Here is a 12,865-nt window from a genome sequence, read left to right as displayed (position 1 = left end):
ACTCCAGTCAGTCACAACGCAAACGGCCCAATGCCGCCCGCAGGGGTTCAGGGATGGTTAGCGGGCGGTTGCTGGCGCGCTCGACAAATACGTGAACAAAGCGCCCCACTGCGCAGGCCTGCGGCTTCCCGGCCTTGAAAATGCCCAGGCGGTAGTGCACCGAGCTGTTGCCCAGCTTGCTCACCGCCAGGCCGACCTCGATGCGCTCGGGAAAGGCAACTGAGGCGAAATAATCGCAGCTGGAATTGACCACCAAGGCGATCACTTCACCCTGGTGAATATCCAACCCGCCGTGCTCGATCAGGTAGCTGTTCACCGCGCTGTCGAAAAAGCTGTAGTAAACGACGTTGTTGACGTGGCCATAGACGTCGTTGTCGTGCCAGCGCGTGGTGATCGGCTGGAAGTGGCTAAAGGCCTCGCGCCCGGGCTGCTCCATCAGAACGCCTCCCGATAAATTGCCAGGGCATCGGCTTCACTGAGCTCGCGCGGGTTGTTGACCAGCAGGCGTTGCTGTTGCATGGCATCGCGGGCCAGCTGTTCGAGGCTGCCCTCAGGCACACCGGCATCGCGCAAACGGCTCGGCAGGCCGCAACGCGGGCTCAGTTCCGCCAGCTCATCGATCAACTGCGCGGTGAGGCTGTGCACATCGCCGGCGCGCAGGCGCTCACCCAGCAGCAGCGGCGCCAGCTCGGCATACAGGGGCGCCGCCGCTTCAGCGTTGAAGCGCAGCACATGGGGCAGCACCAGGGCGTTGGACAGCCCGTGGGGGATATGAAAATGCCCGCCCAGCGGATAGGCCAGCGCATGCACCGCCGCCACCGGCGCGTTGGCAAACGCCTGACCGGCCAGGCACGCGCCCAGCAACATGGCCTGGCGCGCCTCGCGGTTGCTGCCCTTGTGCACCGCCTGGTCAAGATTGCCCGCCAGCAACTTCAACGCCTCGCGGGCCAGCAGGTTGGACAACGGGTTGCGCTTGAGCTTGCTGGTGTAGGCTTCGATGGCATGAACCATGGCGTCGATGCCGGTCGCAGCGGTAACGGCTGGCGGCAGGCCGAGGGTCAGGTCGGCGTCGAGCAGCGCAAGATCGGGCAGCAACAGGTTGGAGACCACGCCCATCTTGCTGTGCTCGCCAGTGGTGACGATGGCAATCGGGGTGACTTCCGAACCGGTGCCGGCGGTGGTCGGTACCTGGATCAACGGCAAGCGCCGGCCACGGGCCTGGTCGACGCCATAGATATCGCTGAGCAGTTGCTGGCATTGCGGGTGCGCCAGCAGCGCCACCAGCTTGGCGACGTCCATGGAGCTGCCGCCGCCAAAGCCGACGATCAGGTCGGCGTGCATCGCCCGCGCCTGCAACACCACCTCCAGCACACAGGCTTGCGGCGGGTCGGCCTGCACCTGGTCGAACACCTCTACGGCCAGGCCGTGCTGGGCAAAAGCGGGCAGCAGCGGCTCGAGCAAACCCAGGCGGGCAATGCCCGGGTCGGTGACGATCAACACCGCCCGCGCCCCCCGCTCGCGGCACAGGCTGGCCAGGCGCAAGGCGGCGCCGGCTTCGCAGAGGATCTGCGCGGTGGTAGCAAAACTGAATGAGTGCATGCGGCGTCCCTCGTTGTTGTTGTGATGCCCGCAGGTAAATCAGAAAGCGAAATCGGACTCCGGCAGGCTCATCAGGCAACCAGCACCGGCCAGCAAGGCTTCACGGTGGGCGCCAGCACGGGGCAAGACTCTGCGCAGGTAAAAGTCCGCCGCCTGCAGCTTGGCCTGGTAGAACGCCGCCTCGCTGCTACCGGCCGCCAGGGCCGCGCTGGCGCGCTCTGCCGCTTGCAGCCACAAGGCCGCCAACAACACATAGGCCGAGTAGGCGAGAAAATCCACCGACACCGCGCCGATCTCTTCCGGGTCGTGGCGGCAGGCCTGCAACACCGACTCGCCCAGCGCCCGCCACTGCTGCAGGCACTGCCCTACCCGCTCGGCCATCTGCGCCTGACGGGTAGCCTGGTTTACCTGCGTTGCCAGCTCATCGATCAGCGCATTGAGCTCACTGCCGCCATCGCCGAGCAGCTTGCGGCGAACCAGGTCCAGGGCCTGGATGCCGTTGGTGCCCTCGTACAGCTGGGTGATGCGGCTGTCGCGCATCAACTGCTCCATGCCCCACTCGCGGATAAAGCCATGCCCGCCGTAGAGCTGCACGCCGAGGCTGGCGACTTCCTGGCCGCAGTCGGTGAAGAAGGCTTTGACGATCGGGATCAGCAAGGCGGCGCGACGTTTTGCAGCACTGCAATGGTGTTCAAGATCGAGCTGGCGCGCGGTGTAGGCGGCGAGCATGCGGCAGCCTTCGCTGAGGGTTTTCTGGGTCAGCAGCATGCGCCGAACATCGGGGTGGACGATGATCGGGTCGGCGGCTTTGTTCGGCGCCTTGGCGCCGCCGATGGCCCGCGACTGCAAGCGCTCGCGGGCATATACCAGGCCGCCCTGGAACGCCGCCTCGGCAATGCCCAGGCCCTGCAGGCCGACCTGAAAGCGTGCGTCGTTCATCATGGTGAACATGCAGGCCAGGCCCTGGTTGGCCTCGCCCACCAGCCAGCCGCTGGCGCCGTCGAAGTTCATCACACAGGTGGAGGCGCCCTTGATGCCCATCTTGTGTTCCAGCGCGCCGCAACTCAAAGCGTTGCGCGCGCCGAGGGTGCCGTCGGCGTTGACCAGCCGCTTGGGCACCAGGAACAGGCTGATGCCCTTGACCCCGGGCGGTGCGTCGGGCAAACGCGCCAGCACCAGGTGGATGATGTTGGCGCTCAGGTCCTGCTCGCCGCCGCTGATGAAAATCTTGCTGCCACTGAGCTGGTAGCTGCCGTCGGCCTGGGGCATGGCGCGGGTACGCAACAGGGCCAGGTCGGTGCCGGCCTGGGGCTCGGTAAGGCACATAGTGCCGGTCCATTCACCGCTGACCAGTTGCGCCAGGTAGCGTTGCTTGAGCGCGGCGCTGCCATGGCGATCCAGCGCCAGCACCGTGCCTTCGGTGAGCCCGGAGTAGATGCGAAAAGACAGCGACGCGGCCATCAGCATCTCGTGAAAACTGGCCGAAACCATTTGTGGAAAACCCTGGCCGCCGAAATCCAGCGGCCCGGTCATGCTCGCCCAGCCCTGCTCGACGTAGCGTTTGTAGGCCTGGCGAAAGCCATCGGGCGTGGTCACCTGACCGTCCTGTAAGCGGCAGCCCTGCTCGTCACTGTTGCGGTTCAGCGGTGCGACCACTTCGGCGGCAAAACGGGCGCCCTCCTCGAGTACACCATCGATGGTTTCGCGGTCCAGGCCGTTGCCCAGTTGCTGGCAATGGCCACTGACATCGAACAGCTCGTGCAGCACGAACCGCATATCGCGCAGCGGTGCCTGATAGCTCATGCCCGGCCCTCCTGGACAACGGCAAAGTCTTTGCCGGCGGCGACCAAGCGGGCAATCAGCGGCGCTGGCCGCCAATGTTCACCCAGCATGCGCTGCAGGCGCTCCAGACGTTCCTGGATCGAGGCCAGGCCCTGGCTGTCAGCCCAGCGCATCGGCCCGCCAACCGCGGCCGGGAAGCCGTAGCCATTGAGGTAGACCCGATCGATGTCGTGGCTGTTGGCGGCAATGTTCTCTTCGAGGATCTTCGCCCCTTCGTTGACCAGCGCCAGCAGGCTGCGCTCGACGATTTCCGGGGCGCTGATCAGCCGGCGGCGATAGCCCAGGCCGGCAGAAACACGCTCGATCAGGGCATCGACCTCTGGGTCGTGCTCGGCCTCGCGGCTGCCCTCGGCGTACTGGTAGTAACCACGGCCGGCCTTCTGACCGAAGCGGCCGAGCTCGCACAGGGCGTTGTCGACCTGCACCAGCGGGCTGTCCATGCCCTGCCCGGCCAATTGGCGCGCGCGCCATTCAAGGTCGACACCGACCACGTCGTACATGCGAAACGGGCCCATGGCAAAACCGAACGCCTGCAAGGCGCCATCGACCTGGTGGGGCAGCGCGCCTTCGAGGAGCATCTTGCGCGCCTCGTCGGCATAGGTTTTAAGCATGCGGTTGCCGATAAAGCCGCGGCAGTTGCCAGCCACCACGGCGATCTTGCCCAGGCGCTGGCCCAAGATTTTGGCCTGCTCGAGCACGGCCGCCGAGGTGTGCTGGCCGCGAACGATTTCCAGCAGTTTCATGATGTGCGCAGGGCTGAAAAAGTGCAGGCCCAGTACCTGCTGCGGGCGCTGGGTGACGGCGACAATGGCGTCGATATCCAGCGCCGAGGTGTTGCTGGCGAGGATCGCGCCGGGCTTGAGGGTGCGGTCCAGGGTGCGGAAGATTTCCTGCTTGAGCTCGAGGTTCTCGTACACCGCCTCGATCACCAGGTCGACATCGGCCAGCGCTGCGTAGTCGTCCACCGGCCGAATGCGCGCCAGGTTCTGTTCGGCCTGCGCCTGGCTGATACGGCCCTTGACCACCTGATGGGCCCAGGTGTCGGCAGCCATCTTCAGGCCGGCGCTGACCATCTGTGCGCTGGCATCGAGCCACAACACCGGAATGCCGGCACTGGCCAGGCTGATGACAATCCCCCGGCCCATGGTCCCCGCCCCTATCACTGCGGCCTGCTGCACATCGAAGTCGTTGCTCACACCGGCACCCCTAAGTCGAAAAGAAGGATTGCCGACACCCTAAGCAGCTGCCTACTATTTGAGAAATTTCATTTTCATATGTGTGATATTTGCAATATGAATATATCCACCTTCGACCTCAACCTGCTGCGCATCCTCGACGTGCTGCTGCGCGAGCAGAATGTCTCGCGCGCCGCCGAGCGCCTGGCCCTCAGCCAGCCGACGGTGAGCAACGCCCTGGCGCGCCTGCGCGAACTGCTCGACGACCCGCTGCTGGTGCGCATCGGCCGGCGCATGCAACCGACGCCCAAGGCCCTGGCCCTGGAAGGCCCGATCCGCTCGGCGCTGCAGCAGATCGAGCAAACGCTGAATGTCGGTGAAAGCTTCGACCCGCACCTGAGCCGGCAGACCTTTCGCATTGCCATGACCGACTTCGTCGAACAGCTGTGCATGCCCGGCCTGCTGCGCCGCCTGCAGGAGCGCGCGCCGAACCTGCGCCTGGACATCGCCCCGCTGGCGCCAAGCCTGCCGGTGGATGCCCTCGACCGTGGCCAGCTGGACCTGGTGCTGGGACGCTTCGATGAAATTCCGGCGCGCTTTGCCCGTCATCACTGGCGCAACGAGACCTTGCAGATTGCCCTGCGCCAGGATCATCCGCTGGTGAACGGCGCACTGGATCTGGACACCTTCCTGCGTCTGCGCCACCTCTGGGTGCATGGCGGGCAGACCCGCGGCATGGTCGATCAATGGCTGGGGGAACAAGGCCTGGCGCGGCAGATCGTCTACACCACGCCCAACTACCTGCAGGCGGCGCACCTGGTGGCGGCGTCGGACTTGTGCGTGGTGCTGCCGACGCAACTGGCACGTCACTTCGCCACGCTGCTGCCGTTGCAGCTGCATGACTTGCCGTTTGCGCTGGAGGCGTTCGAGCTTGAGCTGGTGCACCTGGCCCAGCGCGGGCAGGACCGCGCGCTGGGCTGGTTGGTGGGGGAGATTTTGCGGGTAACTTGAGGGCCAAATCGCGGGTGCTTCAGGACAGCGCTTTTTTCGCCGCCCGCACGTGCAACACCGCGCCCATCAGGGCCACGACAATCGCCGCCGCACCGGTGGAGAACACCAGCACCTGGTAGTCCGGGACAAAGGCCATGGTTACCAGGCAGCCGATGATGAACACGATCACCAGGTAGGTCAGCCACGGGAACAGCCACATTTTCAGGCGGATCGGCTTGCCCTCGGCTTCGAGCTTGCGGCGCATCTTCAGTTGCGAGAAGGCGATCACCAGGTACACCAGCAAGGCGATCATGCCGGTGGTGTTCATCAGCACGTCGAGCACGTCTTTCGGGCGCAGGGTTTCGCTGAAGTTGATCAGGGCCACGAACACCGCCACCGAGCACGAACCGATGATCGAGAACACCGGCACGCCGGTACCGGCACGGGTGATCTTGAAGAACGACGGCGCATCACCACGGGTCGACAGCGAGAACAGCATGCGCGAGGCGGTGTAGTGCGCCGAGATCAGGCAGCTGCTTACCGAAGTCAGCACCACGAAGTTCATCACAAATTCCGCACCCGGAATACCCAGCAGCTCCAGGGTACGACGGTACGAGCCGTAACCCGAGGTGCCCATCAGCGGGTCGTTCCACGGCACCAGGGCGACGATCAGGAAGATCGAGCCGACGTAGAACAGGCACACCCGCCAGACCACCGAGTTGGTCGCCTTGACGATCTGCTCGGACGGGTTCTTCGACTCGGCGGCAGCGATGGTGACGATTTCGGCGCCGAGGAAGGCGAACATCACCCCGAGCATGGCCACCACCACCGCCTCCATGCCGTTGGGCATGAAGCCTTGGGCGGTGAGGTTGCTCAGGCCGTGGACTTCACCGGTGGGCCACAGGTTGACTACCGCCAACCCGCAGACCACCAGGAAACAGATGATCGCCACCACCTTTATCAAGGCGAACCAGAACTCGAACTCGCCGTAGTGCTTGACGTTGAAGAAGTTGACGCTGATCAGCACCAGGGTGGTGGCCAGGACGAACACGTTGACGCTGATCGACGGGAACCAGCCGTGCAGAATCTTGCCGGCGACGTAGGCTTCCCAGGCCATCAAAATCACCCAGAACCACCAGTACAACCAGCCGATGGTAAAGCCCGCCCAGCGGCCGATGGCGCGCTCGGCGTAGGTGGAGAACGAGCCGGTGTCGGGCGATGAAGTCGCCATTTCACCGAGCATGCGCATGATCAGCACCACCAGGATGCCGCCGGCCAGGTAGGCCAGGATGGCCGCAGGGCCAGCGCTGTGTATCACACTGCCGGAGCCGACGAACAATGCCCCGCCGATAACCCCGGCGATCGACATCATGGTCAGGTGGCGAGACTTGAGCGAAGCGCTGAGCTTGCTCTCGTGCTCCACCTTCGCTGTGGAAGTGGATGTGGATGTTGCGTCCATCAGTAGCTACCTCGTGTTCTTTTTATGCAAGGAAACTCGTGACACCGCCTGCTACAGCGGTCTCACCCATTCGAATCGGTAAAGGTGCGGGCAGCCGCAATCGCCCGGCCCAAGTCATGGGTCGGCGACGCTGCTCACAGGGCCAGCGGATTACCTCTGGTCGGATTGAACGGTGCAATGGCGCGATGGCGGGTCAGTGCCACCTGTGCGCAAGGAGCGGTTGGGCGGTGCCCAAGGGTGAAAGCATGTGTGTCATTGTGATTATTCATACTGCTTCAACGTGCTTTAGCTAGCGATAACAGACCCCTAATGTAAAAATGTCCGACACATAGAGCCATGCACAGCGCGATGAAAAATCCACTGCACTGTACAGGCCGCCGATGCAGTACACCGCGTTTTCCTGCAGGCGCCCGGCGTTACGCACACCTGAAGGCACAGCTTCCCCATGCTTGAATTACGACCCGACGCATCGCCCCCGCTGGTCAACCAGATCATCAACGGGCTGCGGGAGTTGATCGAGAACCAGACCCTCAAACCCGGTGCCAAGGTGCCCTCGATCCGGGCCTTCGCCGCCACCTATTCGGTCAGTACATTCACCGTGGTCGAAGCCTACGACCGCCTGGTCGCCCAAGGTTTGCTGGTCAGCCGCGGCAATGCCGGGTTCTTCGTCAACCGCTCGGCCGTCGAGCTGATCGAAAGCCAGGCCAGTGAGCCGGCGCCGGGCAAGCCGGAATTCAACTCCGAGTGGTACCTGCAGCAAATCTTCGAAAGCCGCCAGCTTGCGTTCAAGCCCGGCTGCGGCTGGCTGCCCAACGACTGGATGTTCGAAGACGGCCTGCGCCGGGGCATGCGCCAGGTCGCCAGCAGCGTGCTGGAACTGAGCGGCTACGGCGACCCCATGGGCCTGCTGGAACTGCGTACCCTCACCGCGCAGAACCTGCAACAGGACCTGCGCATCGTCGCCAACCCCAACCAGCTGATGCTCACCCACGGCGCCAGCCAGGCCCTGGACCTGGCCGTGCGCACCCTGGTGCGCCCGGGCGACGTGGTGCTGGTGGACGACCCCGGCTACCCCAACCTGATGAGCATTTTGCGCTTTCAGGGCGCGACCCTTCTGGGCGTACCGCGCACGCCCAACGGCTACGACCTCGACCACCTCGAACGGCTGCTCGAACACCACCGGCCGACGGTGTTCTTCACCCAGCCGCACCTGCACAGCCCGACCGCCTCGCGCACGCCGCTGGCGCAACTGCACCGCCTGCTGCAACTGGCTGCGCGCCACGGCTTTCGCCTGGTGGAAAACAACCTCTACGCCGACATGATCAACGAGCCGCTGCCGTGCCTGACCAGCCTCGATCACCTGCAGCAGGTGGTGTACGTCGGCAGTTACTCGAAGAGCATCTCGCCGAATGTGCGGGTCGGTTTCATGCTGGCCAACCCCGAACTGATGCAGCAACTGCTGCAACTGAAAATGCGTTCGGGCCTGACCACCTCGCAGGTGATGGAACGGGTGGTGTACGCGGCCATCACCGACGGCCGCTGGCGTAAGCACCTCAAACGCCTGCGCCAGCGCCTGGCCGATGCGCAGCAGCAGGTCAGCGAACAGCTCACGCGGCTGGGTTTCGAGCGCTTTATCGAAGGCGATGAAGGCATGTACCTGTGGACCCGCCACCCGGCCATCGCCGACAGCGCGGCGCTGGTCGACGACGCCCTGGAGCAAGGCATCATGCTCGGCCCTGGGCAGTTGTTCATGGTCGACTCACAAGCGACCGGGTGGATGCGCTTCAACGTGGCGTTCAGTACCGAGCCTGCGTTGTGGGAGAAGCTTGAGAAGTTGCTGGTCAAGCATGGGCGGCGCGGACAGTAATGCCTGCTACCGCTTTGCCGTCGATCACTGGAAAAACCGCGAATCCAGCTTCTCCACGAGAAAATCAATAAACACCCGCACCCGCTGCGGCAATTGTCGGCCGGGGCCGAAGAACAGCGCGTGCAGGGTGTCGACCTCTGCGCTTTCAAACGCTTCGAGTAGCGGCACCAGGCGCCCCGCCTCGATATCGGCGCCAACATGAAAGTCCGCCAGCCGCGCAATCCCCGCGCCGCCCAGGGCCAGCTGGCGCATGCTTTCGCCATCGTTGAGCAGCAGGTTGCCTTCAGGCTCCACCTCAATCCGCTGCCCCTGCCCATCGCGATACACCCACGCCTGTGACTGGCGATGAAAGCCAAAACCCAGGCGGTTGTGCCGGAGCAAGTCCTCCGGCGTTTGCGGCGTGCCCATGCGTTGCAGATAGGCCGGCGCCGCCACAGTGCGCAAGCGACTGCGCCCCAGATGACGCTGCACCAGGCTCGAGGCCTTCATCGGCCCGGAACGAATGGCGACATCGGCCCGTCGCTCAAGCAAATCGACCACGGTATCGGTCAGCTCGATGTTGAGGATGATCTGCGGGTAAGCCTCGACAAACTGCGGCACCAGCGGCAGCAGGCAATGCAAACCGAACGGCAGATTACTGTTGACGTTAATCAGCCCGCTCGGCCGTGAAGCATTGGCCACATCGCGTTCGGCGTTATCGATCTGCTCGAGAATGCGCAGGCTGTCGGCATGGAAGCGCTCGCCTTCGGCAGTCAGCTCCAGGCGCCGGGTCGAGCGCAACAACAGCCGGGCGCCGAGGCGTTGCTCCAGGCGCGCGACCAGCTTGCTGACTGCCGATGGGGTCATGTCCAGGCGCCGCGCCGCCTCGGAGAAGGTCCCGGCGCCGACCACTTCGCTGAACACCTGCATCTCGCCGGAACGGTTGATGTCCTTGATACGGCTATACATGAACTCAATTCACAGATGATTTGAATTCCACCAGTCTACATCACAGCAGCCTGTACTCGTATCGTGGGCGCCATTGATCCCACTTGCGAGTTTTCCCATGACTTCCAACGCTTCTACACGCATCCATCCCGGGGTGTTCGTACTCGCCATGACGGCCTTTGCCATTGGCGTGGCCGAGTTCATCGTGGTCGGCATTTTGCCAGCGATTTCCGCAGACCTTGGCGTACCCCTGGCCACTGCCGGTGGCCTGGTGGGCCTGTATGCCCTGGCCCTGGCCATCGCCACGCCGTTTATCGTCCTGCTGCTCGGCCGCTTGCCGCGCAAGCCGGTGCTGTTCGCCCTGGTGGCGGTGTTCCTTGGCGGCAATCTGCTGTCGGCGTTGTCCAGCGACTACACCACGCTGCTGATCGGGCGGATTGTCACCGCCGTGGCCCACGGCAGCTTCTTCGCCATCGGCGCCACCGTGGCCGCAAGCCTCGCGCCCAAGGGCCAGGCCAGCAAGGCGATTGCGATCATGTTTGCCGGGCTGACCCTGGCCATGGTCATTGGCGTGCCGCTGGGCAGCTTTCTGGGCAACGCCATGGGCTGGCGCCTGCCGTTTTTCGCCGTCGCCGGGTTGAGCGCCGTTGCACTGCTGGCCACAGTGTTGTGGCTGCCGGCGCTCAAGGCCGGTGACGCCGGCAGCATCCGCACGCAACTGGCGGCGCTGGGCCAGCCGGCGATCTGGGCGATGATGCTGGTGACCATTCTTGGCTTTGGCGCAAGCTTTGCGGCCTTCACCTTCATCACCCCGATTCTGACCGACATCAGCGGTTTTTCTTCCTCCACGGCCAGCAGCCTGCTGGTGGTGTTCGGCATCGCCACCCTGATCGGCAACCTGGCCGGTGGCCGCCTGGCCGACAAACTCGGCTGGCAGCGCGCCCTGCGCCTGCTGTTCGTGCTGCTGGCCGGGATCATGGTGCTGCTGGCGTTGTCGTTGCAATCGCAAGTGGCCATGGTCGTGGTGCTGTTCATCTGGGGCGTGCTGGCCTTTGGCATGACCCCGGGCTTTCAGGCCGGGATGCTCAGCACCGCCGAGCGCTACACGCCCAAGGCCGTCGACTTCGCCTCGGGGCTGAACATCTCGGCGTTCAACCTCGGCATCACCCTGGGCGAAACCGCCGGCAGCTACCTGGTGACCCACGGCCAGCTGGCTCTGACGCCCTGGGCTGGTGTCGCCGCCGCGGTGCTGGTGCACCTGCCGCTGGCCTGGCTGGTTTGGCGTGGCAAGCGTGGGCAGTTCAGTGCTGCTACTACCTGAGTAATGGCCTTGCAGATCACCGATAAAAATCGGTGATCTGCAATACTCAACGTAAAACCGTCTGTTTTTATCAACAGACGCGCCTCGCAAAAATCATTGAAATAGAGCCTTAAAAAGTAGATTCCCGGCAAAAAACCGGCGCAACCCCGAAACACTTTGTGAAAATTTAATTGACACACCTCTGTCACTCTTCTTATTTTCCCTCCCTGCCTCACCTTCATAAAAATAATTTCAAACCCTACGGGCAAGCGCCATCCATGCCAGTCTCTTCGCGTGCAGCACACCAGCAGAACACAGGAACGGTTCTCGACTCCGCAGCGGACGCACACTTCAAAAAGACCCTGAAACTCTGGCAGGTGGTCATCATTGGCCTGGCCTACATCGCCCCGATGACCGTGTTCGATACCTTCGGCATCGTCTCCGGCATCACCAATGGGCATGTGCCTAGCGCCTACGTGCTGGCGCTGCTGGGCATCCTCTTCACCGCGGTCAGTTATGGCGTGCTGGTTCGGCGCTTTCCCGAGTCTGGTTCGGCCTATACCTACACGCGCCGGGCAATCAACCCACACGTGGGCTTTCTGGTCGGCTGGTCGTCGCTGCTCGATTACCTGCTACTGCCGATGGTCAACGCCCTGCTGGCCAAGCTCTACCTGTCGGTGATGTTCCCCGAGGTGCCGGCCTGGGTCTGGGTGGTGGGCTTCGTCACGGTGATGAGCCTGATCAACATGCGCAGCATCAACCTGGTGGCCAACTTCAACACCTTGTTCGTCGCCATCCAGGCGCTGATCATCGGCGTGTTCATCTACCTCACCATACGCGGCCTGCACAGCGGCGAAGGACTCGGCACTTCGTGGAGCCTGCTGCCGTTTGCCGATCAAGGCACGCACTTCAACGCCCTGGTCGCCGGCGCCACCATCCTCTGCTTCTCGTTCCTGGGTTTCGATGCGGTGACCACCCTGTCGGAAGAAACCGAGAACGCGCAGAAAGTCATCCCACGGGCGATCTTCCTGATTGCTTTGATCGGCGGCCTGGTGTTCATCGTCGTGTCCTACTACATCCAGGCGTTTTTCCCGACCATGGACCGGTTCCAGGACCACGAAGCGGCCCTGCCGGAAATCGCCCTGTATGTCGGCGGCAAGCTGTTCCAGTCGATCTTCATCTGCTGCACCTTCATCAACACCCTGGCCTCGGGCCTGGCTTCGCAAGCCAGTGTGTCGCGCCTGTTGTACGTCATGGGCCGCGACAACGTCATCCCGCGGCGCTACTTCGGCCGCCTGCACGGCAAATGGAAAACCCCGGTGATCAACATCGCCATCGTCGGGCTGATCTCGCTGTCGGCGATCTTCTTCGACCTGGTGACCGCCACCTCGGTGATCAACTTCGGCGCGCTGGTGGCCTTCAGCTTCGTCAACCTCTCGGTGATCGTGCACTGCTACCTGCGCGAGGGCTGCAACAAGACCTGGCTGGACAAGCTCAAGTACCTGGTGGTGCCGACCATCGGCTTTTGTATCATCGCCATCCTCTGGCTGGACCTGGACAGCCACTCGCTGCTGTTCGGCGGGGTGTGGGCGACGCTGGGGGTGTTGTACCTGGCGTACCTGACCAAAGCCTTCAGGGTTGCACCGCCCAGCTTCATTGCCGAGTAACTGCCCGTAGGAAACAGCCCGTCGATACTGACGGGCTTT

General features: G+C 63.5%; 10 protein-coding genes. 4 read left to right on the top strand and 6 right to left on the bottom strand.

Features of this window, described 5'->3' with window-relative positions; translation table 11 throughout:
- Window positions 1-7 precede the first annotated feature (7 nt).
- From JYG36_RS10775 to JYG36_RS10760, 4 genes are read right to left on the bottom strand one after another with little or no spacing between them, the layout of a single operon-like run.
- Window positions 8-436, bottom strand: coding sequence for an acyl-CoA thioesterase (locus JYG36_RS10775; RefSeq protein ID WP_213603889.1), 429 nt, complete (start codon window positions 434-436; stop codon window positions 8-10).
- Window positions 436-1,599 (bottom strand): iron-containing alcohol dehydrogenase, encoded by a 1,164-nt coding sequence (locus JYG36_RS10770; protein ID WP_213603888.1) that lies wholly within the window; start codon window positions 1,597-1,599, stop codon window positions 436-438. Before JYG36_RS10770 ends, JYG36_RS10775 begins: the two co-directional genes overlap by 1 nt.
- A gap of 39 nt (window positions 1,600-1,638) precedes the next feature.
- A complete protein-coding gene (locus JYG36_RS10765) occupies window positions 1,639-3,402 on the bottom strand; it encodes an acyl-CoA dehydrogenase C-terminal domain-containing protein (RefSeq protein WP_213603887.1) in 1,764 nt (587 codons plus the stop codon).
- Window positions 3,399-4,637, bottom strand: coding sequence for a 3-hydroxyacyl-CoA dehydrogenase (locus JYG36_RS10760; protein ID WP_213603886.1), 1,239 nt, complete (start codon window positions 4,635-4,637; stop codon window positions 3,399-3,401). Before JYG36_RS10760 ends, JYG36_RS10765 begins: the two co-directional genes overlap by 4 nt.
- A gap of 96 nt (window positions 4,638-4,733) precedes the next feature.
- Here JYG36_RS10760 and JYG36_RS10755 point away from each other — a divergent pair, with 96 nt between their 5' ends.
- A complete protein-coding gene (locus tag JYG36_RS10755) occupies window positions 4,734-5,627 on the top strand; it encodes a LysR family transcriptional regulator (RefSeq protein WP_371128644.1) in 894 nt (297 codons plus the stop codon).
- Window positions 5,628-5,646: 19 nt separating this feature from the next.
- Here the strand turns inward: JYG36_RS10755 and JYG36_RS10750 are convergent, their stop codons facing one another.
- Complete coding sequence (locus tag JYG36_RS10750; RefSeq protein ID WP_045194356.1) at window positions 5,647-7,065, bottom strand: amino acid permease; 1,419 nt, start codon at window positions 7,063-7,065, stop codon at window positions 5,647-5,649.
- Window positions 7,066-7,510: 445 nt separating this feature from the next.
- On the opposite strand from JYG36_RS10750, the gene JYG36_RS10745 reads away from it, so the two are divergent.
- Entirely contained in the window at window positions 7,511-8,932 is a 1,422-nt protein-coding gene (locus JYG36_RS10745; protein WP_213603885.1) for an aminotransferase-like domain-containing protein, read from the top strand.
- A 24-nt stretch (window positions 8,933-8,956) separates the two neighbouring features.
- Here the strand turns inward: JYG36_RS10745 and JYG36_RS10740 are convergent, their stop codons facing one another.
- Window positions 8,957-9,880 (bottom strand): LysR family transcriptional regulator, encoded by a 924-nt coding sequence (locus JYG36_RS10740; RefSeq protein WP_213603884.1) that lies wholly within the window; start codon window positions 9,878-9,880, stop codon window positions 8,957-8,959.
- A 97-nt stretch (window positions 9,881-9,977) separates the two neighbouring features.
- Here JYG36_RS10740 and JYG36_RS10735 point away from each other — a divergent pair, with 97 nt between their 5' ends.
- Both JYG36_RS10735 and JYG36_RS10730 read left to right on the top strand, forming a co-directional pair.
- Window positions 9,978-11,180 carry an MFS transporter gene (locus tag JYG36_RS10735; RefSeq protein WP_213603882.1) on the top strand — a complete coding sequence of 401 codons (1,203 nt, stop codon included), beginning with the start codon at window positions 9,978-9,980 and terminating at the stop codon, window positions 11,178-11,180.
- Window positions 11,181-11,437: 257 nt separating this feature from the next.
- Entirely contained in the window at window positions 11,438-12,826 is a 1,389-nt protein-coding gene (locus JYG36_RS10730; RefSeq protein WP_093381219.1) for an APC family permease, read from the top strand.
- Window positions 12,827-12,865: the final 39 nt, after the last annotated feature.

The sequence above is a fragment of the Pseudomonas sp. SORT22 genome, assembly GCF_018417635.1.
Taxonomy (GTDB): domain Bacteria; phylum Pseudomonadota; class Gammaproteobacteria; order Pseudomonadales; family Pseudomonadaceae; genus Aquipseudomonas.
The sequence above is the reverse complement of the archived record's forward strand: the minus strand, read 5'-3'. Positions and strand labels throughout refer to the sequence as shown.